21 protein-coding genes and 1 pseudogene are annotated in these 25,860 nt (G+C 51.0%); 8 read left to right on the forward strand and 14 right to left on the reverse strand.

Features of this window, described 5'->3' with window-relative positions; translation table 11 throughout:
• Positions 1-63: 63 nt before the first annotated feature.
• From JJD41_RS04795 to JJD41_RS04810, 4 genes are all read left to right on the forward strand, one after another.
• Positions 64-852 (forward strand): hypothetical protein, encoded by a 789-nt coding sequence (locus JJD41_RS04795; protein ID WP_200664945.1) that lies wholly within the window; start codon positions 64-66, stop codon positions 850-852.
• A 281-nt stretch (positions 853-1,133) separates the two neighbouring features.
• Complete coding sequence (locus tag JJD41_RS04800) at positions 1,134-2,963, forward strand: aspartate kinase (RefSeq protein WP_200664946.1); 1,830 nt, start codon at positions 1,134-1,136, stop codon at positions 2,961-2,963.
• Positions 2,964-3,015: 52 nt separating this feature from the next.
• Complete coding sequence (locus JJD41_RS04805; protein WP_200664947.1) at positions 3,016-3,213, forward strand: hypothetical protein; 198 nt, start codon at positions 3,016-3,018, stop codon at positions 3,211-3,213.
• 511 nt (positions 3,214-3,724) lie between these two features.
• Positions 3,725-7,243: an eCIS core domain-containing protein gene (locus JJD41_RS04810; RefSeq protein WP_200664948.1), complete on the forward strand. Its 3,519-nt coding sequence runs from the start codon at positions 3,725-3,727 to the stop codon at positions 7,241-7,243.
• A gap of 42 nt (positions 7,244-7,285) precedes the next feature.
• Here JJD41_RS04810 and JJD41_RS04815 read toward each other — a convergent pair whose 3' ends face one another.
• The 13 genes and pseudogenes from JJD41_RS04815 to JJD41_RS04870 all read right to left on the reverse strand — a co-directional run bounded on the left by JJD41_RS04815 (position 7,286) and on the right by JJD41_RS04870 (position 19,977).
• Positions 7,286-7,921 carry a ThiF family adenylyltransferase gene (locus JJD41_RS04815; RefSeq protein ID WP_200664949.1) on the reverse strand — a complete coding sequence of 212 codons (636 nt, stop codon included), beginning with the start codon at positions 7,919-7,921 and terminating at the stop codon, positions 7,286-7,288.
• A gap of 78 nt (positions 7,922-7,999) precedes the next feature.
• Positions 8,000-8,842 carry a hypothetical protein gene (locus JJD41_RS04820; RefSeq protein ID WP_200664950.1) on the reverse strand — a complete coding sequence of 281 codons (843 nt, stop codon included), beginning with the start codon at positions 8,840-8,842 and terminating at the stop codon, positions 8,000-8,002.
• A gap of 165 nt (positions 8,843-9,007) precedes the next feature.
• A complete protein-coding gene (locus tag JJD41_RS04825) occupies positions 9,008-9,409 on the reverse strand; it encodes an NUDIX domain-containing protein (protein WP_234488513.1) in 402 nt (133 codons plus the stop codon).
• Positions 9,410-9,495: 86 nt separating this feature from the next.
• Positions 9,496-10,043, reverse strand: a pseudogene (locus JJD41_RS25895) (RNA 2'-phosphotransferase).
• Positions 10,044-10,198: 155 nt separating this feature from the next.
• The gene (locus JJD41_RS04835; RefSeq protein ID WP_200664952.1) at positions 10,199-10,492 is read right to left on the reverse strand and encodes a hypothetical protein; all 294 of its coding nucleotides are present in this window, start codon (positions 10,490-10,492) and stop codon (positions 10,199-10,201) included.
• A gap of 120 nt (positions 10,493-10,612) precedes the next feature.
• Positions 10,613-11,284 carry an eCIS core domain-containing protein gene (locus JJD41_RS04840; protein WP_200664953.1) on the reverse strand — a complete coding sequence of 224 codons (672 nt, stop codon included), beginning with the start codon at positions 11,282-11,284 and terminating at the stop codon, positions 10,613-10,615.
• A 25-nt stretch (positions 11,285-11,309) separates the two neighbouring features.
• Complete coding sequence (locus JJD41_RS25205) at positions 11,310-11,435, reverse strand: hypothetical protein (protein WP_255547208.1); 126 nt, start codon at positions 11,433-11,435, stop codon at positions 11,310-11,312.
• Between the two features lie 243 nt (positions 11,436-11,678).
• A complete protein-coding gene (locus tag JJD41_RS04845; RefSeq protein ID WP_200664954.1) occupies positions 11,679-12,566 on the reverse strand; it encodes a DUF4214 domain-containing protein in 888 nt (295 codons plus the stop codon).
• A 425-nt stretch (positions 12,567-12,991) separates the two neighbouring features.
• The gene (locus JJD41_RS04850; RefSeq protein WP_370583732.1) at positions 12,992-13,906 is read right to left on the reverse strand and encodes a pentapeptide repeat-containing protein; all 915 of its coding nucleotides are present in this window, start codon (positions 13,904-13,906) and stop codon (positions 12,992-12,994) included.
• A gap of 126 nt (positions 13,907-14,032) precedes the next feature.
• Positions 14,033-16,534, reverse strand: coding sequence for a PAS domain S-box protein (locus tag JJD41_RS04855; RefSeq protein ID WP_200664956.1), 2,502 nt, complete (start codon positions 16,532-16,534; stop codon positions 14,033-14,035).
• Between the two features lie 777 nt (positions 16,535-17,311).
• A complete protein-coding gene (gene gifA / locus JJD41_RS04860; protein ID WP_168569025.1) occupies positions 17,312-17,506 on the reverse strand; it encodes a glutamine synthetase inactivation factor IF7A in 195 nt (64 codons plus the stop codon).
• Between the two features lie 52 nt (positions 17,507-17,558).
• Entirely contained in the window at positions 17,559-17,753 is a 195-nt protein-coding gene (gifA, locus tag JJD41_RS04865) for a glutamine synthetase inactivation factor IF7A (RefSeq protein ID WP_168569026.1), read from the reverse strand.
• A 634-nt stretch (positions 17,754-18,387) separates the two neighbouring features.
• Positions 18,388-19,977 (reverse strand): glycoside hydrolase family 57 protein, encoded by a 1,590-nt coding sequence (locus tag JJD41_RS04870; protein ID WP_200664957.1) that lies wholly within the window; start codon positions 19,975-19,977, stop codon positions 18,388-18,390.
• Positions 19,978-20,246: 269 nt separating this feature from the next.
• Between JJD41_RS04870 and JJD41_RS04875 the strand changes: the two genes are divergently transcribed.
• Both JJD41_RS04875 and JJD41_RS04880 read left to right on the forward strand, forming a co-directional pair.
• Positions 20,247-20,921, forward strand: coding sequence for a hypothetical protein (locus JJD41_RS04875; RefSeq protein WP_200664958.1), 675 nt, complete (start codon positions 20,247-20,249; stop codon positions 20,919-20,921).
• 398 nt (positions 20,922-21,319) lie between these two features.
• A complete protein-coding gene (locus JJD41_RS04880) occupies positions 21,320-22,648 on the forward strand; it encodes a DNA cytosine methyltransferase (RefSeq protein WP_200664959.1) in 1,329 nt (442 codons plus the stop codon).
• Here the strand turns inward: JJD41_RS04880 and JJD41_RS04885 are convergent.
• On the reverse strand, positions 22,645-23,097 hold the full coding sequence (locus tag JJD41_RS04885; RefSeq protein WP_200664960.1) for a hypothetical protein: 453 nt from the start codon (positions 23,095-23,097) through the stop codon (positions 22,645-22,647). The two genes, JJD41_RS04880 and JJD41_RS04885, sit on opposite strands and share 4 nt — an antisense overlap.
• A gap of 309 nt (positions 23,098-23,406) precedes the next feature.
• Here JJD41_RS04885 and pds point away from each other — a divergent pair, with 309 nt between their 5' ends.
• Together pds and crtB are read left to right on the forward strand one after the other, a co-directional pair.
• On the forward strand, positions 23,407-24,795 hold the full coding sequence (gene pds / locus JJD41_RS04890; RefSeq protein ID WP_200664961.1) for a 15-cis-phytoene desaturase: 1,389 nt from the start codon (positions 23,407-23,409) through the stop codon (positions 24,793-24,795).
• Positions 24,796-24,897: 102 nt separating this feature from the next.
• A complete protein-coding gene (crtB, locus tag JJD41_RS04895; RefSeq protein ID WP_200664962.1) occupies positions 24,898-25,830 on the forward strand; it encodes a 15-cis-phytoene synthase CrtB in 933 nt (310 codons plus the stop codon).
• The last annotated feature ends 30 nt before the right edge of the window (positions 25,831-25,860 follow it).

The raw sequence follows: 25,860 nt of genomic DNA on the forward strand, positions 1-25,860 counted from the left end.
AGTCGGTATGGCGAAGTACAAGTACGGCGTATTGGTCAAAAACCTTCATTTTAGGGGTGCAAAATGTTGGGATTTCATGGAGAAAATAGCGAATCGAGTCTCGAAAAAACATTTCAAAACAGTTCGGATTCCTTACTGTTTAAAGTGTTGTGTCAATTTGTCAGTTGCGAAATTCAAGAGTCCCTGACAAGTACCCGGATCGGCTTGGATTACGACGCCAAAACGATCCAGTTCGACTGTACCAGTAAAGCGGGAGCCGCTCGCTTGCTGAGAATGTCCAATTCGATTGCTTTTGCAATTTACGGGGTTAAGGAAACTCTCAAACTCGGGTTTCTCCCTAAGTTAGAAATTCTCTGCAACGGGCAACCTTTTATCCCTCGGCTCAGTCCTGAAAAATTAGTCAGTGACAATTTTATGAGTTCGAGTAATGTGAATCATTCGATTTCTAGCGCCGAATTAGCCGATTTAGATTTAGATTTAGATTTAAACGAGTTGTATCGCGATCGCGATCCCGTTTACATCACCCAAATGTTCGATCAAAAAGTTTTATTTGCTAACCAATCGGCTCTCCAATCGAACAATCGAGCTGCGGGAGAAATGGTCGGTAAAGAAATTACCGCACTCTGGGACGACGATGTTTTAAGTCAATTAATCGGACGCTTGGAACGCGATCGCCAACTGTGGCAGTACAGTTATCCCGGCTATCGTTGGTCGCGCGATCCCAACTCGCGGATCTGGCGGCGCGATCGCTATATGTTCGTCGCCAATTACAAACTAGTCGAATTTCTCGGTTCCCTCTGTCGTTTCTGCGTGATTACTTCCGCAGAAAAAATTCAAACTCCCGTATTTTGATTTGAGATTGGGGGCGTCGGGAGTCTGGAAGTGCGATCGTCTTCCCCGCGATTTCTTGCATCCTGCCTTTTGCCTTCCCTCTCCCGCCTCTTGCCTCCCGCCTCTTGCCTCTTGCCTTCCCCCCCTCACTCTCGAACAAATTCCAAAATCAAACGGTTCCCGAGCCGTCGGTTCTGTTAATTTGTTTTAGATTGATGTTTAATAGCTCCGGTACCTCCGCGACCCGTTTTCCCTGACAAACGCTCGCGGCGATCTTCCGAAGCGAAAGTGGGTTAAGAGTTATGGCGCTAATAGTTCAGAAATACGGTGGCACCTCCGTTGGGTCGGTCGAACGCATTCAAGCCGTCGCCCAGCGTGTTGTCAATACAGTGAAAGCGGGAAACTCCGTGGTGGTCGTCGTTTCCGCAATGGGAAAAACCACCGACGGTTTAGTTAAATTAGCGAAAGACATTTCCGCCAACCCGTCCCGGCGAGAAATGGATATGTTACTGTCCACGGGGGAACAAGTTTCGATCGCCCTATTAAGCATGGCCGTGCAGGAACTCGGTCAGCCTGCAATCTCGATGACGGGCGCTCAAGTCGGGATTGTCACGGAAGCCGAACATACCCGGGCGCGGATCTTGCAAATCGAAACCCAACGACTCGAACAGCAACTCGACGCCGGAAAAGTCGTGGTCGTTGCCGGATTCCAAGGGATCGCCAGTCGGCAAAGCTTGGAAATTACCACCCTCGGGCGCGGCGGTTCCGATACTTCGGCGGTCGCCCTCGCGGCAGCCCTCCAAGCCGATCGCTGCGAAATTTATACCGACGTTCCCGGGATTTTAACCGCCGACCCGCGCTTGGTTCCCGACGCCCAGTTGATGGAAGAGATCACCTGCGACGAAATGCTCGAACTCGCCAGCTTGGGCGCCAAGGTTCTGCACCCGCGCGCGGTGGAAATTGCCCGCAATTACGGGGTGATGTTGGTGGTGCGCTCCAGTTGGACCGACGATCCGGGGACGCGGGTGGTCTCGGGACTTCCCCAAAGCCGTCCGTTACAAGGTTTAGAACTGGTTCATCCGGTCGATGGGGTCGAATTTGACAGCGATCAGGCAAAGGTGGCGCTGTTGCGGGTTCCGGATCGTCCCGGGGTCGCCGCCAGTTTGTTCGGCGAAATCGGTCGGCAAGATTTAGATGTGGATTTGATCGTGCAGTCGATTCACGAAGGTAATACGAACGATATTGCGTTTACCGTGAATCGGCGTTTTCTCAATCAAGCCCAGGCGGTGGCGGAGGCGATCGCCCCGACCTTGCGATCGCACCCGAGCGCGGCGCCGGAAGAAGCGGAAGTCTTCGTCCAAGGGGATATCGCTAAAATTAGTATCGCCGGAGCTGGGATGATCGGGCGTCCGGGGGTCGCGGCGGAGATGTTCGCCGCCCTCGCCAAAGCGGGAATTAACTTACAGATGATTTCGACCTCCGAAGTCAAAGTCAGTTGCGCGATCGACGTCAAAGATGGCGATCGCGCGATTGCCACTTTGTGCGATACTTTCGAGGTCAGTTGTTCGTCACTTCCCGCCGCCGAAACCGCCCCGGTCGCGCCGACGTTATCCACCGCCGAACTTCCCCCGGTACGTGGGGTGGCCCTCGATCGCAACCAAGCGCGACTCGCCATCCGCCACGTTCCGGACCGTCCCGGGATGGCGGCGAAACTGTTCGGACTGCTCGCCGAGAAAAATATCAGCGTCGATACGATCATCCAGTCCCAACGCTGTCGCATCGTCAACGGTATTCCGACCCGCGATATTGCCTTTACGGTTAATGAGAATGACGCTAAGGATGCCCGGGAAACCTTGACCCCGCTCGTTCGCGAACTCGGCTGCGGTGAAATCGTCGTAGACGAGGCGATCGCCAAAGTCAGCGTCGTCGGTTCGGGAATGGAACACCATCCCGGGGTTGCGGCGCGGATGTTCGAGGCACTTTCGGCCCATCAGATCAACATTCAAATGATTACGACTTCGGAAATTAAAATTAGCTGCGTTATCGATCGCGACCTCGGCCCCCAAGCCTTGCAAGTCGTCCACGCTGCTTTTAATTTGGCCGGGTCGCAAAAGGTTGAAGTTCCGGCGTAAGGATCGAATCGCGGATCGATAAATTGTTGGCAGCGATCGCCACTATTTCTCTTTGGCGGGCATTTTGCCCGCCTTCTCTTTGGCGGGCGATCGCGTCTCGAACAGCGCGGAAAAGGTGGCCGAATTTTGTAAATTTATATCAAAAAATATTAAGTTTAAAGGGGTTTTGAGGCGATCGCGAGGGGCGATCGCGAGGGGAAAAACCCTATTTTTAGACGGGGCGATCGCCGTTTTTCCCTTGAATCGTTAAAATAACCACCAAAAATCGCTGCTTCAAGTCAATCCTAAAAATTGACCGATCTCCGAGTTCGTGTTATAAACTCAGACAAATAGGGCTTTTAACAAATCAAAAAAATTGCCTGCATTCTTGTCAGCAGGCCAAGCATAATTTCAGGAAAGCTACATTGCGATCGCAAAACAACGACAGTGGGCCATTATTGGCGTGATTTGAGTCAGTTTCAAAAAATGTCTCGAAGATTGTACGTACAGCATTTTCCTCTGCTATGCAAGACATTTAGATCCCCCTAAATCCCCCTCGCCAGGTAGGGGTTTGGTTACCAAACCCCTACTTTACTCGTTCCCCCCGAAATCCCCCCAACCCCCCTTTCAAAGGGGGGCGAAGGGGGGATAGGGGGATCGGCACTGTCCCTCATCAGACGCCCGAGTGCTGTATTGGCAATAATTGTCATCACAATTAATTGAATTCTTGTTAAAAATCCAGTCTGGGTAACGGGATTGAATTTCAAATAGGATCGATCGTAATGGGTAACATGAGAACCGGGCAATCGTCTTCCTGGAAGCCTCCAATTCAAGCAAAAACATCACCGCCAATCTCACCGCCAATTCCCGTTGAAAATAACCCTCAATCGGGGGAGGCGATCGGTCAAATGCCCCCCTTTGAACCCCTCGGCGCCGATTGGGCCGAACGTCATCCCTTAATGCGAAGCTTGGCGGGCGATCGCCCCAACCCGCCAGTCAACGGACATCCGCTTCCCCAAGCCAAACTCTCCGTCGGCGAAGCGGGCGATCGCTACGAACAACAAGCGGATCGCGTCGCCCGTCAAGTCGTCAGTCGCCTTAACGCCCCAACACCGTCAGTTCAAACTCAGAGTCAATTTGCGATCGCCCCGGCGCCAGAAATTACCGTCATGCGAACCGGGACGGAGAACGTCAATTCGCCAGATCTCAGCGCCAATGTCGAGCAAAATATTCAAAATTCTCGAGGAACTGGTAACCGTTTAGAAGAAGGGATCCGCGAACCGATGGAACGGGAATTTAACGCCGATTTTGGGGGCGTAAAAATTCACGCCGATGGTAACTCCGATCGCCTCAATCGTTCCCTCAACGCCCGCGCCTTTACCACCGGACAAGACATTTATTTTAAACAAGGGGAATACAACCCCAGTAATCCCCAAGGACAAGAATTGCTCGCCCACGAATTAACCCACGTCGTCCAACAAAACGGCAGCCAAGTGAGGCGATCGCCCCAAATTCAAAACACCTCAACCCCCCTCATTCAAACCAAACCCGCCCTCATTCACCATCGCAAAGGACCGGAAAAACAAGATTACGCCCGAATTTATCAAAAACAGGCCAAAGGCTTTCGCGCGATCGGTCGGCTGGACAACGACACCCAAATAGAAATTGGCGACGAAACCGAACTTTATTACAACGAAGTTTACGTCAAAATTAACGATCCACAATATGAGGGTCAGTGGATCAAAAATAGCAACTTATACTACCTCCATCCCGCCGACAGTGGGGACGAAGCGACTACCGACGCCGATCTCGTTTACCGCCAATTGTTGCTGCTCAACCAAGCCTGGAATGATTGGAAAGCGGCCATGCAAAACAGCTTATCCGCCGAATCCGTCAAGCAGCTCGTCCAAGAAGACTTAGGGGTTACTAAACTCAAAAAAATCCCCAAAAAACAGAGAACTGCCGAAATTCAGAAAATCATTAAATACGTCCGCAGCGCCAAGAAAGAAACTCCAGTTATAGAAAAAGAAGCTTACAAAAAATACAAACAACTTCAAAAAGAAACCGCCACGCTTTTACTGGAAGTCCAAAGTAGCGATGATTTCGATGACGCACAAGTGGCGATCGTTCAAGACGCTTACCAACAAGTCATCGAATTACCGGAAGTTGCCGATCGCGCGATCCGGCTTCGAGAATTTGTCCCGGTCAAATCCGGCGCCGCCAAAGCAATTTCCGACGCCCTAGAAAAGCGGACGGCACTGCTCGCTGGAACCGTTTCTTCTGCGGAATTGCAATTAGAATTTGGTCTGAGTTTGGGGCTTCCTATTGTAAAAATAGAACCGACCCTCACCATCGGCGGCAAATTATGGGTCGCCCAAGACCGCAAATTCCGCGCTAAAACCTCCGTTAATTTTAACGTCGCTTTTAAAGTTTCTGCCTTAAATAAAGAAGCGTTTAAACTTGCTGGAGATATCTTTGGAGCCGATATCGACGTTTACGACAATCCCCAACAGTGGATTGATGCCAAAGCCGATAAAATTGCCCGTTTTTATGTCAAATTAAAACATTTAGCCGCTTCGGCAATGAGCGATCCTACCCTTTATAATGAAACTGCCGAAGAGTTTGGTTTAGCCGAACAAGGACAGGATATCGCCAGCCCACCCGGACCGCGACCGAATGTTAAAGTCATCGGCGGTGGTGCCGCCGTTAGCGGCAGTGTTCCCAGCGTCGTCAGTGCGGGCATTAGCGGCACGAAACAAGCGTTGCACTCGCGCAAACCCCCGAAGGCTAAAGGCTATGAAGGGAAAGTTTTAAAAGGCAAACAAGTTATTTTTAAAGGAACCTTAGCCACCCCTGCATTTAACGGGTCGGTTACTGCAACTTGGACGACAAATCACCTCAATCCGCTTAATGACGGCAGCACAATTGACGTTCAAATTGATGGGTTTCCAGTGGAAGCGGTCGGCAGTCCACAGGGAAGTTTTCAAGCACAAATTTCGACCTTTTTATTCAAAGATGGCGATCCTTCTGTGTCATTTGAAGGACTCTTAACCAGTGGCGATTACGAAAGTGCTACGGAAGGAATTACCAGTGCAGTGAACAGTTGGGCCGATAATTTAGGGAAGAGTGCCGCACAAGCGTTATCCACCAAGATTGGAGTGAAACGCAAAGCCGGACTGGAATTGCGCTGGCAGAAACCCCCTGAATTTAGCAGCTACAAACTGCAATATCTCAAAACTTTCAAAATGGAACAGCTTTCGGTCAGTCAAACTGTGCCGACGGGAACGCCGGGAGTCGATATTAAGTTTGGCATGAAAGCGAAGCGTTACGATGCGAGTAGTGAATTTATTTTTGCTAACGGGTTGCCCTATTTAATGCAAACGTATGGCGGTTTAAAAGCTTGGGGAAAACAGAAGCAAAAATGGGAAGAGTATAAAAAACAACACGATCTCGATCTGAAAGGAATTTTCAAGCATATTCGGGAAGTCAGTGCGGAAAAATCTGATGATGAAGTTATTGCCGAACTGCTGCCCAACATGACGAATCCGAATCCTTTTCTGGATGCGGTTAAAGGGGGTGATTCGACTCAGGCGATCGCGGAAATGGAAAAAATGTTTGATGCCTCGATCGCGCAGAAAGTCGAAAAGCAAAAAGAACAGTGGGAAGTGGACGATCCCGAAGCCGCCAACGCCGCAGCATCTCAAGAAGCGAACGCCAGTCCAGAAACGGAACAAGAACAGGATAAAGCTGAAGCAGAAAACGAACAACAAGCTTTAGAAAACGAACAATTAATTCAAACTTTATTAGACGATCCCAGAACGTTTGAAGCTTACGAAAAAGACCTGTTACTCCCGGGAAGTAGTGGCGGTAAATGGGCCGATTATTATGAAATTGCTGCGGTGGCTAAAGGACTCGGGGCAAGGCTACAAATGCATCAATTAAACGGTAAAACTACCCAGCCGTTAAGTGCTTATGGAGATGGCGAACCGACGTACCATTTACTGGTTGAAGGAAACTTACATTATGCCGCTTTGATCGAGTCACAACAAGGAACGATCGCGATCGGTAATGAGTCTTACAAACGGGTACCCATTCCACCGGATGGGGATTGTTTTTATGCTTCTGTGGCAACAGCTTCGTGGGAAGACATCGCAGGTTTGCGTCAATTAGCGTTACAAAATATGAGTGCGGGCGATCGCAAAGCTTCGATAACCTCTGCGCTGCGATTGCTCGCTTTAGGGGATAGTACGGGAATTGGGGTGAATTTAAAAACGTTCTACGAAGGGTTTTTTGAAGTTTAGAATTGTGGAAATTTCATACAATAAGAGATCGTTAATACGGGGCTAATACGGAGCGATCGCCAAATCTGCCAAAGTAACGGTGAAGTTTTTCCGTTCTCCGGTTGCGACAAAAGTCACCAGCGTTTCGCAGGCGATCGCCACCGTTAGAGTGACTAAATTGCGTGCTAGCGGATAGTCACAAATATCGTCGTGAGTTGGAGAAGGAACGCGATAATTTTCATTCCAAATAATTTCGGCATAGTCACTAGCCATCCCAATATGTAACCCGGGAATATTGGTGCGATCGCAGTAATCTTTGACCGCTTGACGGGCGATACTATTGTCAAAGGTATCGACAATTACACGGGTTTTTGAATCGATTAAATCGCCACTATTTTCTGAAGTTAATTCCTTCGTTTTGGCATTAATTTTAATGCCGATCGCCCGATACAAGCTGTTGGCGAGAATCTTGGCTTTAAAAGCACCGATATCGGAACGGTAATAGGGTTGAGTGGATAAATTGCGCTCTTCCACGCGATCGCGATCGATCGTTGAAAGCTGCAAAAATCCCATACGCGCCAAACTTTCAGTTAAATTCGCGCCCAAAGCCCCCGCGCCGCAAACCGTCACCGGAAACGATCGCATTCTTGCCATTATTTCCGGCGTTCTGTACAGTTGTTCGTGAAAGAAAATAGACATGATTCGCTGATTTTAACAGGTTTAGTACGAGGCGATCGCTGGTTTGATTAACGCTGATTAACGGCCCATTTCCTAGCCTCAATTCCGATATTCGATGACGCCGACGAGGGAATGCAAATCAAAATCGCGATCGCGTCCACTCAAGCAAATCCCCGAACTGACCACGGTGAGGTCACTTTTGGCGATCGCGCTGGTGTGGCGTTCGCCGTCACCCGTCAGCCACTCCACGGTCCAAAAGTCCTCGTGGCGATCCTCAAACCGAATTAATTCGCCGCCACCGACGCGCAAAGCTTCGCGCAAACGCCCTTCGTCGCGCCGTCGCTGCCAGTGTTCGTCAAATTCGGGGGTTTTTTGGGTCACGAGGTCGTAAACCGTCCGCATTTCCGGTGTCATCCCCTTAAATTTGAGATTTTTTGGGGCGGTCAATTGGGTTAAATTTCCTCGCAATGTCTCACAAAAGATCGGATCGGCGCGGCGATCGATCGCCTCAAACCAGAAGCGTGTCCCATCCCAACGGGCGACAATCGTTTCAAAGCGATCGCCTTCCTCTACTAAATATACAGGAACGGGTTTCGCACTGCCGATCCGTTGGCGCGCATCGGACTCGTTCGCCGGATACGCCAACCAAGTTCGCCGCGTCAGGGGGTAGGCTAAATACAGGCGCATCGGCGCGAGGCGATCGAGATAAGCGTCAATTTGGAATAAATCAGCCGTTTCAACGAGTTCGGCTTCTTTCTCATTTTTGGCTTTAAAAATGCCCCATCCTTCAAAATTGGACGGTTGAATCAGAAAAGAATAAACGATTCCTGAAACGCGAGTGCAAACCCGTCCCCCACTGACACAAGGGGCGAGAAATTCGGTCTGTTGCAGTTGATTTTCTGCGGCAGCGAGTTGGTTAATTAATTTACGGATATCTGTCATTTTTAGCAACGTTATCTGATTTTAGTTTGATTTAAGCTGTGGAGCATTTAAAAGGTTGGCTTGAGAGCTAGTAAGATGCTCCCACTCCCCGCAGGCTGAAATTTCTTCCCTATTTAAATGTCGAACAAGTTATTTAACAAGTTATTTAACAATTTGTTTAACAACTTATTTGATTTTCCGATAGGCAAAATGGGTTTCGACCTTTTTTAAAAGTGGGTCGATCGTTCGAGTTTGAATTTGATGGGGTGGATTCCACTCCATCCAGATAAAATCGTCGTGTTCGCAGGGTTTAATTTGGATGGTTTTTTGGAGCCAACCTAGAAATATAATCAGTGTTTTCTCAACGGTCTGTCCTCCATGTCTTTTATAGTTTTTTACTTGATAAACTTCATGAAAACGAAAGGTCGGATCCAGGGCGATCGCCTCGGCGGGAATGGCGGTTTCTTCGTAGAGTTCGCGTAAGGCACAAGTTAATTCATCTTCTCCCGGTTCGAGATGACCTTTTGGTAAGTCGTAACGATTCGGCTTGACCATTAATAAAAAACTGGTTTGTGGTAGGTTTTGCATAACTAAAACACCGCACGATTTCACTTTAAGCATTCTCAATTTATCCCCATTGAGGATGATTTTAAAACCCAAGAAAATAACCAAAGTTAAGGCAATTGGCTCAAGTAGATCGGCGGAACGGCATCGACGAGCCAAACCCCGTTTTCGGAACGATAAAACTGATAAAAATCACGATACATTTGGGCGCTATCAATGCTAAAAATAACGGGTTTTCCATGTCTCATTCCTACTTGGCGAGCCGTTTCGCGATCGCCGGACAAGTGAACGTGATGGCGTGACATTTTGAGCAAGCCTTTTTCTAAAATAGAGGCGACGAAGCGATCGGCTGTTCCGTGATAAAGAAGATCGGGAGGAATGTGCGGAGTGAGTTGCAAGTCGATCGCGATGCTATGTCCTTGATTGGCACGAATTTTTTCCCAGATTCATCGAATAAAAACCGTTGTTTATTGTTATTTTTAACAACAATTTCTAATTCTTCGCGAGTTATCAAAAACCCATGTTTCTCGGCGAGGCTTAAAAGCTCTTCAATGTCAACCCAGCCCTCGAGTTGTATCGATAAACCAATTTTTTCGGGTTTGTGTCGCAAATGATAGCTGAGATATTTGCTAATTTGAGTTACACGAGAACTGTCCATCGATCGATTGAGATTCCTAGAGTGACAAAAGAGGGATAAACCGCTATGTTAATCCCTCTTGCCGATCGCAAACAATGCCCTCAGATCGATGGATCTGGGGCATTATTTCTTGAATAAATTTTAACGAGCCGAACTGGAGACTGGGAAAGATTGCCTTATTGGACAATTCCGGTACATAGAGGACAGGTGCATCCGGAACGGGCGTTAAAGCGGTGTTCGGCGCGATCTCCGGGGCGAAAATTGGGGGCGTTGACGTGGGTGCGATCGCCCCAAACTCCAGCCAGATCGCCGCTTACTTGCGATAAATCGATCGGGGAGTGGGAAACGGGAGTCGCCGTGGGGACGGAAGGCGCGGCGAAGGCGACCAGGGGTTTGAACAAAGCGACAATCGCGCCGATCGCGATCGCGATCGCCACGGCGAGTGGGTGGGAAAGTTTGAAAAGTTTCATACTCGTAGAAAAAAATAGACGAACGTCCTTAAATTGTTTGAAGAAAACCAATAAAAAGGGTTCCTTAAAAGTTTAACACTATTATCGCGATCGCCTAGGGCCGTCGGTTCTCGCGATCTTTTAGTGAGAATGGTAGTGGTGACCGCGATCGTGGGTTTGGATCTGTTCTGAAAGCCAGCGAGCAAACTCTTTTTCTAAGGTAAAGGCTTCTTGTTCTAATTTATTGTCTCGATAGTTTTCATTCGCTTTTTTATATTCTTTAAAATATTCATATCCAAATTTTCCTAAACTGCCGAGTTGTTCGTATTGCTGGCAGTGGGTCAGTTCGTGAGCCAGGAGAACAATTTGCTGTAAATCGCCCGGTTGGTAGGGTTGTTTGATATAAATTTTATTGCCGTAAACTTGCGCGTTTGACTGACCGACATTAATTTTAAAACTGGCAGCGACCCAATCTTCCATCAGGGTCGCATCGTAAACCACTTCCACGCGATCGACGAGATCGCCAAAGTAGGGTCTCAAGAATTGTTTTTGCGTTTCGTCAAGGGGTTGGGGGCGGGTATTGTTGGATTCGATCACTTGCGCCGCCGCTTGATAGGCGATCGCGCCCATTTGTCCCCACGCTTTTTCTAACAAGGGTTTGGGCATTTTACCCCGACAGAGTTGCCCGCCGACGGTTGCGGAAGGGGGACAGGAAGAGACGCGGGGCCGAACGTCACGATGATAGAAGGTGACGCTGAAGATCGTCAGCCCGAGAAATGCACCAAAAAGTTTAATGGGATGGGAGGTTTGCATGACCTCAAAGATTACTTAATCGTCTCTATTTATAGTTTTTCTTCCCTTGATGTAATGCCCCCGGACAAAAAGAGTTTTGAATCAATCCAAAAGCAATTAAATCCGAAAAATCACCTAGAGCGATCGCTTTTAAAGCTTCTTCAAAAAGCAAAATAAATTCAAAAAGATAGGTGATTTATTTTCTTAAAAATTGTTCCCACGCATCGATAGAAAATCCATCGACGCGAGAGAAACAACCTTTGAAATGAATCCGAGAATTGGGCTGACACGAACCAACTCTCATGGTATTACAACCCTCTTGTTGCTGAGAGTTTTTTCTCTTTGAGTTGAATTCACTCAAAAATCCTGGACTCAGAGCGATCGCCTCGGTCCCTACCCTTCCCTTGGATAGCAGCTACCGAGGGCGTCTGCGTCGCGCTTCGTCGCTATTTTCGATATCGCGGCGAATGTCGCGCAAACTTCTCCCTCGGGCCAGGGCTTTTTGATACGTTCTCAGCCCGCTACGATCGGCGTTGCGACCCAAAACTTCTCGATAAATGCGGTTGATGGCCCGTTCGGCTTCGTCGCTGTAGGCGATATCTTCGCGAACTTTTTCTAAATCCCAACCGCGCGCTAAGGCGCGTTGGTAGGTATCCATTCCCCGGCGGTCCGGTTCGCGGTCGAGCACGTCTTCATAAATTTCTTCGATCGCGTCTTCGGCGTCGCGACTGTAGGCGATATCTTCCCGAACGCGATCGAGACTCCAACCGCGTTCGAGGGCTTCGACATAATCGCGAGTGACGCGCAAACTGGGACGGCGATCGAGCATTTCGCGATAAAGGCGGCTGACTTGTTCCTCCCAACGTCGTTGTTGGCTTTCTTGCGCTTGCAGGTAGGCGCGCTGACTCGCCCGGGAACGGGAGACGACCTCGTAAATTTCGTCCGCCGCGCGATCGCATTCGGACAGGGCCGGATTGGTGAGGGCGGCGGTTCTGCCGTAAGCGCGCACGCACTCCTCTTCGAGTTGCTCGAAAAAGGCCAAATCGCAGCGATCTTTATCGTTTCCTGCCTGGTTGTAGCAATCGTCAAGTTCGCTACAAGCGCGAACGAAGCGGGCGGCGCGATCGGAATGACTCGACGGCGCGCGGTAGAGATCGGGTAAGTTCAAGCTCGCCGTCCAACTGCCTCGGGCTTCACAGCTTTGCCCTGCGGAGGCGGGTTCGGGGACGGCCACGGTGAGGGCGGACGCGATCGCGATCGCCGAGACCAAACTCAATCGGGTCCATATCTTGACTGACTTCATCGATATTCTCTCCAATCACGACGGTCAGCGAGAGAATCCAAGCTCGCGTTTCAGGCCACACCCCACCCTCGCGATCGCCCGATCCCAGAGCCATCCCCCATCAATTTTCCCCAAGATTGATGACTTTCGCTGACAAACAGTTGTTCCGCCTTTGTTTCAGACGGTTCCTCAATCTCTTTGCACGGTTCGGGGCAGGCGATCGGTAAAGAACGCAAAATTTTTTGTGGGCAGAGTTTTAAGCTGACCGATCGATGTTTTCCTAACTCATTTCTCCGGTTAATTCTACCAAGAAGAGGTCGTCTTTCTAACCCCTCTTAAACAGACCTTAAACAGAGCTTAGCCGCGATTGCCTCGGAAGACCCACGACGACCCGTGTGCTACTCCCCCCTTCCCTTTCCCGACTCCCCACCCTCAGCCGCTCCCCATCAGGGACATTTCCCCTTTTTTCCATCGGGCAGAAGCGCGTTACACAGATTCGCTCCCGTCAAATTAATATCCTCGACAATGGCATCGGTGAGAATGGCATTCGTCAAACTCGCTCCCGTCAAGTTCGTGCGCGTCAAATTCGCTTCTTTTAAATTCGCTCCATTCAAATTCGCCCCGCTTAAATCGGCATCGCTCAAATCAGCCCGTTCTAAATCGGCTTTTTCTAAAAACGCCCCTTGTAAACTGGTATTGCTCAAATTGGCATCGCGCAAGCTGACCCCTTGCATCAGCGCCCCGCGCAACATCGCCCCGCGTAAATTCGCTTGTCTGAGACTGGCACTGTTGAGATTGGTGCCGTTGAGATTGGCTTTCGTAAAATTGACGCCGACCAACTCCGCCCCAGTTAAATTAGTGCCGACTAACTGAGCTTTGGTCAGGTTCGCCCCTTCCATGTAGATGCGGGCTAAATCCGTGCCACTGAGGTTCGCTTCCTCTAAATTGGCATTGCCCAAATCGATCAAAAATAAGTTAGCGCCGAGCAGTTGGGCGCCGATCAAACTGGCTCCACTCAAATTGGTTCCGGTCAGATTGGCCCCGGTCAGATCCGATCGCTCCAAATTAGCATCGCTCAGATTCGATCCGGTTAAATCGGCAGCTCTCAAGTCAGTTTCCCTCAAATTGGCGGCAGACAGGTTCGTACTGCTGATGTCCGCTCCAATTAAATTAGCGCGGCTGAGATTGACTCCGATCAGGTCGCAGGCTTGACATTGATTGAGATCGAGTAAGCGTTGGAGATCGGCGGGGTTTTGGGCGTCGGCGACGGATCGTAACCCCAGACTGGCGGCGAGGGTCCAAACGGCGATCGCCGCCCTCCGACGGAGAACCCGACTCGACGAAGGGATAAATGTTTTCACGGAGAGAAGATCTTGGATCTGCATGACGAGGGCAACCTATGGAGTCCCGTAGTGCATCATAGCTTCACTTTTATGGACTTCCGCACCCTTGAGGTCCGATTTCCCTCGGAATTCCAGGATTTCCGGTCACATTGCTTTTTGGTGCGATCGCCCCGCCAGGGCCATCCCTTGAGTTTTGAGATCCACGACCTGTTTGGGCAAGTAAACCCGAAAACACGACCCTTTACCCAGTTCGCTCTCGAGGCTAATATATCCACCCATTAACTGGCAAAAATGACGGCCAATGGCCAAACCTAGCCCCGTTCCGCCATATTTGCGCGTGGTCGAGACATCCGCTTGCACGAACGGCTCGAAAATGCGATCGATCTGCTCCTCACTCATGCCAATGCCCGTATCGGCGACCTCGAACACGATCGCCCCCGCCCCATCCACCCGAGCGACCCCTCCCCAAGCGCGATTCTGCTTCGCAGACGCTTCGCGAACGCCCTCCCACTGAGCGACCCGATAAATGCGCAGAGCAATACGACCCGATTCGGTAAATTTGGCCGCATTACTAATCAGGTTGAGTAAAATTTGCTGCACTTTGGTCAAATCGGCGTGCATCGTCCCTACATTGCGATCGCATTCCACCTCGAATACATTTCCATTTTTCTCGATTAACGGTTGCGTTGAGGTGACGACGACATCCACTAAGCTAGCAATATCGAAGGTTTCGAGATACAGACCCATTTGACCCGCTTCGATTTTAGAAATATCGAGGATATCGTTAATTAAATTCAGTAAATGCTTGCCAGATTTGCGGATTTTATCCAAATCGGGAATAAAATCTTCATACCCCAAGTCCTCGGCTTCTTCTTCGAGAATTTCACTATAACCGACGATCGCGTTGAGGGGCGTTCGCAATTCGTGACTCATATTCGCTAAAAAGGTACTTTTAGCGCGATTGGCCGCTTCGGCCCGCTCTTTGGCGGTGCGCAAAGCTTCGAGAACTTTGAGGCGTTTGCTGCTTTCTTCTTGCAAGAGATTGGCCGCCCGGGTCAGTTCGGCAGTGCGTTCTTCGACTCGTTTTTCTAACTCGTTGTGAGCTTTTTGCAAGGCGATTTCTGCCCGTTTGCGATCGCTGATATCGGTTGAAATGCTACAGACGGCATAAGGATAGCCGGATTCGTCGTAAAGGGGGAATTTATGAGAAATATAGGTATGTTCCCCGTCCACGTGGGCGATCGCTTCTTCTAATTCCAAAGGAACGCCCAATTGTAAAACTTGACGCTCCCGTTCCCAAATGGTTTGGGCTTGTTGGCGAGGAAATAAATCGAAATCGGTTTTTCCTAAAATGTCCTGGCGCGCTCGCTCTAATAGAGTTTCGTAACGACGGTTGATTAATAAGTAACGACCTTGCAAATCTTTCAGATAGATCGTGGCGTTGGAATTGTCCAGAATCGCCTGCAAGCGGGCTTCACTTTCCCGTAACGCCGCTTCCGCTTGCTTGCGTTCGCTAATATCTTCGACCATCGCCAAACCGTAGGCAATGCTGCCGTCGGGATCGCGCAATCCCGTATAAGTCACCCGCGCCCAGCGAATTCTACCATTGCGCTCGACGAGTCGTTTTTCAATTTCATAACTTTCGATTTCCCCGGCCATCACCCGCTCGATATACGGTCTTTCTTTCTCTCGATCTTCTACATGAGTGAGGTCTTCTAGGGTGAGCTGGCTAAATTCCGAAGGGTTGTAACCGAGGAGACGGCGAAATGTGCGATTTACATGAGAGATTTGGGCGCGATCGCCTTCGCACAACACCATCGAGATCGGACAGTCATTAAAAATGCGGCGAAACCGCTCTTCACTCTCGCGCAAGGCGCGTTCCGCCTGTTTGCGATCGCTGATATCCCGGACGATCGCCTGCAACACCTTGCGTCCGCCGACTTCCATCGTCGTCAGCGACACTTCTGCCGGAAATTGAGACCCGTCCACCCGTTGGTGCAGCCACTCAAACGAACAACTCCCCATCTCCAACGCCATCTCGATATATTCCCGCGCCAAACTCAGCGAGTCCCGTCCGTTCGGTTGCATCGGCGGCGAAAACTCGCTCGGATGTTTCCCGCAAAAGCGATCGAGGGATTCGCAACCGAACAGTTTCAAGGTGGCCCGGTTGCAGTCGAAAAAAGAATCTTGATCGAGCAACATCACCGCATCTCGGGTAGCTTCGTAGAGTTGGCGAAATTTCCGCTCCGATAACTGGACGCATTCGAGATAGCGCGTTTCGACGGCGGGGAGTAAGGAGGCGTCTTCAACCGGACGCACCACGGCGTATAGGTTCCCTTCTTCCGATCGCGCGAACCGCCAGACTAAGCGCAAGTAATGTCCGTGTTTGTGGCGGTAGCGGATCTCGAAAAATCCCGGCGATCGCCCTTTTTGACGGCGGGTGATTTGAGCAATTTGTTCGAGGGTATCGGCAATATCGTCCGGGTGAACCCAGTCTAGCCAACGGTGCGATCGCAACTCCGACTCAGTCCATCCCAAGGTCTTCTCCCACGCCGGATTGACTTGTTGAAAATATCCTCGGGTATCGATAATTCCAAACAAATCCGGCGAAAGATTAAAAAAGACTTTATATTCTAAATTTTCCATTGCCAATGTTGCCCTGGTTTTAAATCAGTTTATTCGTTACTTTTTCGCTTCAACTCCACTGCAGATACGACCCTTGTTTGATTTTGGATTTGAACCCTTCGATGAAAGCGTCGAGATAATAAAGTCTAGATTGTAGAGTTCCGATTGCAATACTTGAGGTGACCCACGTCACAAAAGGCGATCGCGAAGTCCCAAGCAGGCGCGATCGCCCTTTCCCGAACACCAAGGCTTTTCTCTCCCCGAAAATTCACTCGATCCGCCTTCTTGTCCGTCCTCACTCCCCTTAACGCGCTCCGTCGATCCTTCCATTCATCCCGCCAACCCCAACCGAATCCCCCACGTCCTCGGTCCGTCGCCATCCACAATTCGGTCAGGAAATCCTTACCATACTCCTGAAGCGATCCAACTCGATCTTATACTCCGTCGGGCGATCGTGGTTCCGATCCGCTCAAAATCCCCCCATTCGAGATTTTGAACCCATTCGCCTAAGAGTTGAGCTCGATTCACGCGCCACTTGAACCCGGCCAATTACTCCGAACGGTCAAACGCCGGATGGGTTCCGCACGGGTGACGACCGAGTTCGATTATTTTCGATCGGAAGAATGCTTGCTTAAATTTCCCCATCAATTCTCAAACTTAAAGGACGTTCGTCTGTAAAGAAGAACGTCCTCAGTTGGCAATGTATCGGTCAATGAATCGATCGAATCGATGACAGTTTATGGGGTTGGAAACTGACAAGATTCGGACGCGAATTCAACTTTTCTCGAATCCTAGGGATTAGCTCATCGTCGAATGGGAGCGATCGTAGGATTCGCGGAAACTCGGATTCGGTTTACCTTGAATGTTGCTCCAATAATCGGTCGGATCGACTCCGACTTCTTCGGCACTTCGGCTTAACATTGATTGCTGCCGATTTTTGATCGTGTGGTGGTGGCGCATCATTAAAGCTCGGGCGCGATCTTGCATAGACATTTTCCCATTCTCCTGTTTTCAAATCATTTCAATAGTTAACGGTCTCAAGGCTTTAGCTCATCGTCGAACGGGAGCGATCGTAAGAGGTTTCAAATTCAGAAAGGGGTTTCCCTTGAATGGTCGTCCAATATTCTCCGGGATCGATACCAACTTCTTCGGCACTGCGGCACAACATCGATTGCTGTCGATTTTTAATCATGTGATGGTGACGCATCATTAAAGCTCGGGCGCGATCTTGCAAAGACATTTTTTGATTCTCCTGATGTTATTGATGTTTTTTGGTGGTTTTTTTTGGCTCTGTAATCACTATACAATAGAATTCTGTAAAAAATGATACAGAAACGTCAATCTTAACAAAAATTCATTATTTAGGGGGACATTAGTTGAAATGCATATCTGGCAAGCATTTGAGGGAGATCTCAGATCTTCGAGAACGCTCCAGTTTTGAAGGAAGGGCAGCGATCGCCCGGGGATCGCTAGGTCGTGGGGGGGCGCTCCGGGCGATCGCGCAGTCCTTCGCCGTCGGTCTGGATGGGGTATTTGTTCACTTTTTAATTGCCATTAATAGACCCGATCCCCAGAGAAATTTGAGAGAGTTTGAAGGGTCGGGATCGGGGTTTTCGGTGGTTCGATCGCGACCTATTCCTGATACCAACTGCTTTTAGTTTGAAGTAGTTTCAGGCGCCAACCATCGCCGAACATTTGCGGTCGAGGGGGCCGTCACGGGCGATCGCCGGACCGTTTCTCCAGGGATTCATTTGTCACGAAACGATCGCCTATCCGCCAAAAAACGCCAAAAAAATAGACTTCCCCAAGTCCTGGAGAAGCCAAGCCGAGCCAAAATCGAACGGCAGTTCCCGGCGATCGCACCGGGAGATCGTTTAAAGAGGGCGGTAAACTCGATAATTGATATTCGGGAAAATATTATCGATCGCCTCGACTTTTTCCAGCCATCCCGAATCGACCTTGCCCTGATTGAGATCGTCGTAAATTTTATTGAGGCGCATCAAATGCGATCGGGTCCGGCGCACCGCATAAGGCACCATCGTTCCCGTCCGCATAATAAACGCCCAGTCCGACGACTGCGCCAGCAACAATTCCCGCGCCGCCTGATTGAGCGCGCGTAACTCCAACTCGTCCGCAGGTTCGCGGTAACTCAGCTCGATCGCCCGTTCCGCCGCCTTGTGCAAATGCGGGTAAATCCAGGCATTCGTTTCGTTGAGCCAATACTCGTGGAACCCCTTGTAACCCCAACTCGACTGCGACGGACGGCACACTTGCTGGGTCGGTTCCGCGCGCAAATAATCCGCCAAATGGGTCATGTCGTAAGTATTTTGGTCGTACCACGACTTGCGGAACAAATAATCGATAAACCACGGGCCCTCATACCACCAGTGACCGAACAACTCCGCATCGTAAGGCGAGACAATAATCGGCGGACGCTGCATGATCCCGTGGAGGTGTTCCACCTGGCGTTCGCGGTTGAACATAAAATTCCCCGCGTGTTCCGTCGTCTTTTCCCGGGCCCAGTAGGGATCGTAAAGCGCCTTATCTCCCAAACCCAAACCGCGCCCGGTAATCTTGTGGTATTTAATTCCCGTATTTTTACGCTGTCCGTTGGGCATGATGTACGGTTTGATATATTCGTACTCCGCTTCCCAACCTAAATCTTTGTAAAACTCCCGATATTCCGGCGCGCCGGGATATCCGACTTCCGAAGACCACACCTGTTGGGACGATTCGTGATCCCGTCCGAAGGCGGCGACCCCGCACTCGGTAAAGATCGGGGCGTAAGTCCCAAACCGAGGACGGGGACGGGCGTACAGAATCCCATGTCCGTCGGTGAGGAAATATCGCAACCCTGCGTCGGCGAGCATCCGCTCGACTCCTTCGTAGTAGGCGCATTCCGGCAACCAAATCCCTTTTGGCGGACGCCCGAAATTCTCCTCGTAATGTTCGCAGGCGACCTGGATTTGCGCCCAAACCGCTTGCGGATACATTTTCATCAACGGTAAGTAGCCGTGGGTGGCCCCGCAGGTGATGATTTCGAGATTATTCGTATCTTGGAATTGTTTGAACGCGGTGACCAAATCGCGATCGTAACGCTCCCACAGTTCGCGGGCCGCATTGAATTCTGCCGCGTAATGTTCGGCTAAATAACGGATGTGACCGTTATGTGCGTTATGTTCGATTTCTAATTCGGTCAGTTCTTCCAGTTTGGCCAGATGTTCGTCGTAACGATCTTGCAGGAGTGGATCGCGCAGCATCGACACCAACGGCGGTGTCATGCTCATGGTGATTTTGAAATCGATCCCATCTTGCTTTAAACCTTCAAAGACTCGCAATAATGGGATGTAGGTTTCAGTAATCGCTTCGTAAAGCCATTCTTCTTCAAGAACGTAGTCACTTTCGGGGTGTCTGACGAAAGGAAGATGGGCGTGGAGAACTAGAGCAACGTAGCCAATAGCCATAGTGTATTGTTTTGGAGTGAGCGATAAAACTGACGCGGGTTTGGGGAAAGTTTACAGTATTTTAAGATTCTAGAATGCAACGGATTGAAACAATTTTGCCGGGGCTTCGGAGGCGATCGCCCGTTTTGTTTTGATAGTTTGCAAGACACCTACACGGCATCGATCGCGTCTTAGGGAGAAAACCCGTGAGCGGTTTTGCTCGATTGACCCTATCTTAAGCTGAAAAGCCCTCTCATCTCCCTATCTGGGGATCTTTAGGAAGTTGACCCATGCTCAAGACTAAACCCTTCATGTTTTCTTGTTTGTTAAGCGGCGCCCTGCTCGCAGGCGCCCCGGCGGCGATCGCGGAGGAAGTGCGATCGAGCGAGACCCTCGACGACCGCCGTAGCTTGCTACCGCGTGCGGAGCAACCCATCGCCCAACGCAGTCCCCGGTCTGACGTGATCTTGCGGTTGGAAGACCTCCCCGACGGCTTTCAACCGATGCCTCAGTCGGAGTTAGCGACCCTCAAGCAAGAACTGAGTCAAGACGATTTTCAGGTCGAAAACGTCTTTGCTTTTATGGAACAACAACAGTTCGAGCTGATTATGGGGATTACGACGACGATCGCCGATCCCCAAGAGCGTTCCCAATTCGATGCGGCGTTGAGCCAACCCCAACTCTTGCGCGAACTGCTCACTCAAGGTCTCGACGATACGGAAGTTCTCGACGAACGCCCCCTGACGGGATTGCAAAATATCGGCGATGTGGCGGCGGGAGTCAGTATGAAGGTCAATTTAGAAGATATTCCCGCTCGTTTGGAGATCTTGGCGTTCCGCAATGCCGATCTCGGGGCCTTCGTGTTCGTGATGTATCTCGACGGCGCCCAACCCGTCGTCCCGATCGCCGATGTGGCTCGCATCCTCGATCGCCGCGCCCGCCAGGTTGGCTCTGGCCGCCGCTAATCCGGCAAAATCTGTCTCGATGTTTGGTTTTCCCCCTCGATCGCGCTTCAAGGGGATTTTTTTTGCGTTCTCGGCTCGATACTCTCCGATCTTGGCGATCTCCTCCCCCGTCGAGGGTCATTCCACCGAGCCATAGAGGGGGTGGGCGAGATCGTTAACCAGCCGATTGAACGGATAATTCTTTTGCTTACGGCTATCGACTCCCTCGATGAAGCCACTCGCTCAACTCGTATTTTTTATTATTTTATTGTCAGTTTGAATAAAATAATAAAATATTATTTTTGAGATTTTAATTGACTTCAAATAGCAGAGATTTAATTCAATATTTCCAAAAAAATGAATCATAAAAATAATAGCTAAATGGTAAAATAGATTTGCTGCGATCGCCGATTTCCTTGATGAACGAATTTCAACGACCCATCGCTGTAGATTTATTCGCCGGAGCGGGCGGGATTAGCCTCGGCTTCGAGCAAGCGGGCTTCGACGTCCTGGCTGCAGTAGAAATCGATCCGATTCACTGCGCCACCCATGAGTACAATTTTCCGGACTGTGCGATCCTTTGTCAGAGCGTCATCGAGACGAGAGGCGAGCAAATCAGACAGGCTTCGACGATCGGCGATCGCGAAATTGACGTGGTATTTGGCGGGCCGCCCTGCCAGGGATTTTCTACAATTGGCAAACGGGCTTTAGACGACCCGCGCAATGCTCTAGTCTTTCACTTTTTACGGTTAATTGTAGAGTTACAACCGAAATATTTTGTCATGGAAAATGTCCGAGGGATGACCTTCGGAAAACATATTTCCGTGTTATTAGAAATAATCGATAAATTTAAGGCCAACGGCTATCGGATCGAGGAAAATTATCAAGTTCTCAATGCGGCGAATTATGGCGTACCGCAAAAACGAGAACGCTTGTTTTTAATCGGATCGCGCGCCGATCGCCCCTTACCGCACTATCCGGCGGCGATCGTGCGACCGCCCCAATCTAAAAGGTCTCCAACGGCTACAATGGCATCCCTGCCTGACGGGCCGACGGTCTGGGACGCGATCGGCGATCTGCCCGAAGTCGAACATTACCCCGAACTGCTCGATCGCGATTGGGCGATCGCCGAATACGGCGCCCCCAGCGAATACGCGAGCTACCTGCGCGGTCTGAGGCGCTGCCCGACCGATTACGCCTACCCGCGCCTGTTCGACCGCCAACGACTCACCGCAAGCGCGCGCAGCCAACATACGCCGGAATCGATCGCCCGCTTTGCAGCGACCCCACCGGGGGCAACCGAGCCGATCAGCCGCTTCCGCCGACTCGATCCTAACGGCACCTGCAACACCCTGCGCGCCGGAACGCCGAGCAATCGGGGCGCTTACACGTCCCCCCGTCCGATCCACCCGGTGACCCCGCGCTGCATTACCGTGCGCGAAGCGGCTCGCATCCACTCTTACCCGGACTGGTTCGGCTTCCACGCGACCAAATGGCACGGATTCCGCCAAGTAGGGAATTCGGTGCCGCCGTTGTTGGCGAAAGCTGTCGCCTCGGAGATCCGGCGGGCGCTGGCGGTGGAGGTGGAGCCGCCGCAAGGGGCGATCGCGTGCGGCGATCGCGCGTTGTTGGAATTAACGATGTCTCAAGCCGCCGAACGCTATCAGGTCGATCCGCACACGATCGAGCCGCGACTCAGACGCCCACGGCGCCCGCCCGTAGCGACAAAAGCGCCCGGTCTGGGTTAAAAGCCGCGTCCGTCGTTATCGGCAAACCAGTCTTCATCGTCTTCTTCCTCGTCTTCATCAAAGAAAAAATCGTCGTCGTCGTCGAACCACAGGGCCTCGTCGGAGAGGTCGATTTCATGCTCGTAGTAGGCGTGCGCCTCGCCGGGACATTCGAGAATGACTCGGGAATGGGTTAAATCGAGGACGTCGCGCAAGCGCGAGTGAACCGTATCGATGCGGTTGTGAATTCGCTTGTACACCACGAACCGAGGACAGATGACGATCAATTCGATCGCCTCGTCCTCGCCGGGACAGATCCACCAGTCGCAGTAACTAAACAGCGCTCTGAGGGAGCTGTCGAGTTGGTTGTAAAAGCGTTGACGGTCTTGACGGACCATCATCAGCTCCCGAGCCAAGATGATGTCTTTAGGGGTTAGCGGTTGGGGGAGGTCAGGGTTGATATTGCTCATGGCTCCAGCTCCCAGTGTCGATCTGGGTGGTCAATTTCATTATTGCAGCGATCTTTCACTCCGAACGAGGCGATCGCCGCCGGATCGGGATGCCGACGAGCATAACTATCGAGAAAAGTTTATAGTCGATCTAATTTGCTCGAAAGTAGCTCCAAGCCTTATGGGATGAGGAGATCGCTCCGATCGCAAAATTTATTTGCCATCAGAAGCCGAAAAGTCGGCAAATGTAACAGTTTGCAAAGGTATAATGAGAAGCATCTCCAAAAAACTTAAGAATATCTAAAGAATATCGAGGGCGAAACCGTCAAAATGCGAGTTGCGATCGCGGGAGCAGGCTTAGCAGGACTTTCCTGCGCGAAATATCTCACCGACCACGGTTACACCCCCATCGTCTTGGAAAGTCGAGACGTACTGGGGGGGAAGGTAGCCGCTTGGCAAGACGAAGATGGGGATTGGTACGAAACCGGGTTGCATATCTTCTTCGGTGCTTACCCCAACATGCTGCAGCTTTTTAAAGAACTCGACATCGAAGAGCGGCTGCAGTGGAAAGAACACACGATGATCTTCAACCAGCCGGACAATCCGGGAACCTATTCCCGCTTTGATTTTCCCGATCTTCCGGCCCCGTTGAACGGCATTACGGCGATTCTGCGCAACAACGACATGCTCACGTGGGCCGAAAAAATTCGGTTCGGTCTGGGCTTGATTCCGGCGATCGTCCGAGGACAAGAATATGTCGAGGAAATGGATAAATATTCTTTATCCAAGTGGATGGAGCGTCAAAACATCCCGCCCCGGATCGAGAAAGAAGTGTTTATCGCCATGTCCAAAGCCCTGAATTTCATCAATCCCGATGAAATTTCGGCCACGGTGGTGTTGACGGCGCTCAATCGCTTCCTCCAAGAGAAAAACGGCTCGAAAATGGCCTTTTTGGACGGCTCGCCCACGGAAAGGCTCTGTCAGCCCCTGGTCGATTACATCGGCGAACGCGGGGGCGAAGTTCGTTTGAACGCCCCGGTAGGCGAGTTTTTACTCGACGAGGGCGATCGCGTGAGCGGCTTTAAAATTCGCGGGGTCAACGGCGCCCCCGGCGAAACCCTGACCGCCGACATTTACGTTTCGGCGATGCCCGTCGATCCGCTCAAGTTGATGCTGCCCGAACCCTGGCGCCAGTACGAGTATTTCCAAAAACTCGACGGCTTGGAAGGGGTTCCGGTAATCAACCTCCATTTGTGGTTCGATCGCAAACTTACCGACATCGATCACCTGTTGTTCTCGCGATCGCCCCTGTTGAGCGTTTATGCTGACATGAGCAATACCTGTCGCGGCTACGAAGACCGCGATCGCTCCATGCTCGAATTAGTCCTCGCCCCCGCCCGCGAGTGGATCGGCAAATCGGACGGCGACATCGTAGACGCCACCTTGTCCGAACTCGAAAAATTATTCCCGGACCACTTCTGCGGGGACAACCCGGCGAAACTGCTCAAATACCACGTCGTCAAGACCCCTCGCTCGGTTTACAAGGCCACTCCGGGGCGCCAAGGGTGCCGCCCCTCTCAAGTGACCCCGATCGAGAATTTCTACTTGACTGGGGATTACACCATGCAACGCTATCTCGCCAGTATGGAAGGGGCCGTACTTTCTGGTAAGCTTACAGCGCAGGCGATTGTGAGCCGTCACGAGAACCGCGCCGTCTGAGCGTTAACATTTCCCCCGTTCGCGGCATGTTCCGCCTGCGAATCTCGCTCGCGAACCGTGTAGTCCGCGCTTTTATAAATCGACCCAACCCGCCTGCAATCAATGCTGCAACTGTCCGATCGCACTCGCATGAAAACACTGGCTTCCCCGGAGGACGCCTACGAGCTCTGCCGTAAAATTACTGCCAAGTATGCCCGCACCTTCTATCTGGGCACTTTATTGATGCCAGAGGTCAAAAGGCGGGCAATATGGGCTATTTACGCTTGGTGCCGTCGCACTGACGAATTGGTAGACGGTCCGCGCGCTCGTTTGACCACGCCGGAAACGTTGGATTTGTGGGAAAGTCAGTTAGAATCGATCTTCGCTGGCGACCCCCTGGAAGACCCGGATGTGGCCTTGGTCGATACCCTAGAGCATTTCGAGCTGGAGATCGAACCGTTCAGGGACATGATTGCAGGACAGCGCATGGATCTCGAACGCAGTCGCTACCAGACGTTCGAGGACCTCAAGCTCTACTGCTACCGCGTGGCGGGAACGGTGGGGTTGATGTCCCTGCCCGTGATGGGCTTCGAGAAAGCTCGCTCTAGCGCACCTTGGGAATGTTATTTACCCGAACTGCCGCCCCCGACTCAAGAGGCGATCGATTTGGGGATTGCCAACCAATTGACCAATATTTTGCGCGATGTCGGCGAGGATGCCCGTCGCGGACGGATTTATTTACCTCTGGAAGAGTTGGCCCTGTTCGATTACACCGAAGAGGATTTGATCGATGGGGTGGTGGACGATCGCTGGCAGGAGTTGATGCGCTTTCAAATTCAACGAGCGCGCAAGTATTACGCGGCGGCGGAAAAGGGGATTTTAGCCCTCAGTCACGATGCTCGTTGGCCCGTGTGGGCGGCTACGATGCTCTACAGTCAGATTCTCGACGCGATCGAGCGCAATCAGTACGATGTCTTCCGACAGCGCGCTTTTGTCCCCAATTTGAGCAAGGTGGTGTCGTTACCCGTGGCCTGGTTGCGGGCGCAAGTTCTGTAGGAGATCGCCGCGTTCGATGGCTTCCAATGT

This window comes from Oxynema mangrovii CENA135 (assembly GCF_016632315.1).
Taxonomy (GTDB): domain Bacteria; phylum Cyanobacteriota; class Cyanobacteriia; order Cyanobacteriales; family Laspinemataceae; genus Oxynema; species Oxynema aestuarii.

Excerpts from the sequence above, each read along its gene's own strand:
- gifA (WP_168569026.1), bottom strand. The coding sequence starts at position 17,753 with ATGTCTTTGCAAGATCGCGCCCGAGCTTTAATGATGCGTCACCATCAC.
- JJD41_RS04845 (WP_200664954.1), bottom strand. The coding sequence starts at position 12,566 with ATGAAGTCAGTCAAGATATGGACCCGATTGAGTTTGGTCTCGGCGATC.
- JJD41_RS04885 (WP_200664960.1), bottom strand. The coding sequence starts at position 23,097 with ATGAGCAATATCAACCCTGACCTCCCCCAACCGCTAACCCCTAAAGAC.
- JJD41_RS04795 (WP_200664945.1), top strand. The coding sequence starts at position 64 with ATGTTGGGATTTCATGGAGAAAATAGCGAATCGAGTCTCGAAAAAACA.
- JJD41_RS04810 (WP_200664948.1), top strand. The coding sequence starts at position 3,725 with ATGGGTAACATGAGAACCGGGCAATCGTCTTCCTGGAAGCCTCCAATT.
- pds (WP_200664961.1), top strand. The coding sequence starts at position 23,407 with ATGCGAGTTGCGATCGCGGGAGCAGGCTTAGCAGGACTTTCCTGCGCG.
- JJD41_RS04815 (WP_200664949.1), bottom strand. The coding sequence starts at position 7,921 with ATGTCTATTTTCTTTCACGAACAACTGTACAGAACGCCGGAAATAATG.
- JJD41_RS04825 (WP_234488513.1), bottom strand. The coding sequence starts at position 9,409 with ATGCAAAACCTACCACAAACCAGTTTTTTATTAATGGTCAAGCCGAAT.
- JJD41_RS04880 (WP_200664959.1), top strand. The coding sequence starts at position 21,320 with ATGAACGAATTTCAACGACCCATCGCTGTAGATTTATTCGCCGGAGCG.
- JJD41_RS04840 (WP_200664953.1), bottom strand. The coding sequence starts at position 11,284 with ATGCAAACCTCCCATCCCATTAAACTTTTTGGTGCATTTCTCGGGCTG.
- gifA (WP_168569025.1), bottom strand. The coding sequence starts at position 17,506 with ATGTCTATGCAAGATCGCGCCCGAGCTTTAATGATGCGCCACCACCAC.
- JJD41_RS04870 (WP_200664957.1), bottom strand. The coding sequence starts at position 19,977 with ATGGCTATTGGCTACGTTGCTCTAGTTCTCCACGCCCATCTTCCTTTC.
- JJD41_RS04800 (WP_200664946.1), top strand. The coding sequence starts at position 1,134 with ATGGCGCTAATAGTTCAGAAATACGGTGGCACCTCCGTTGGGTCGGTC.
- JJD41_RS04855 (WP_200664956.1), bottom strand. The coding sequence starts at position 16,534 with ATGGAAAATTTAGAATATAAAGTCTTTTTTAATCTTTCGCCGGATTTG.
- JJD41_RS04820 (WP_200664950.1), bottom strand. The coding sequence starts at position 8,842 with ATGACAGATATCCGTAAATTAATTAACCAACTCGCTGCCGCAGAAAAT.
- JJD41_RS04875 (WP_200664958.1), top strand. The coding sequence starts at position 20,247 with ATGCTCAAGACTAAACCCTTCATGTTTTCTTGTTTGTTAAGCGGCGCC.
- crtB (WP_200664962.1), top strand. The coding sequence starts at position 24,898 with ATGCTGCAACTGTCCGATCGCACTCGCATGAAAACACTGGCTTCCCCG.
- JJD41_RS04835 (WP_200664952.1), bottom strand. The coding sequence starts at position 10,492 with ATGAAACTTTTCAAACTTTCCCACCCACTCGCCGTGGCGATCGCGATC.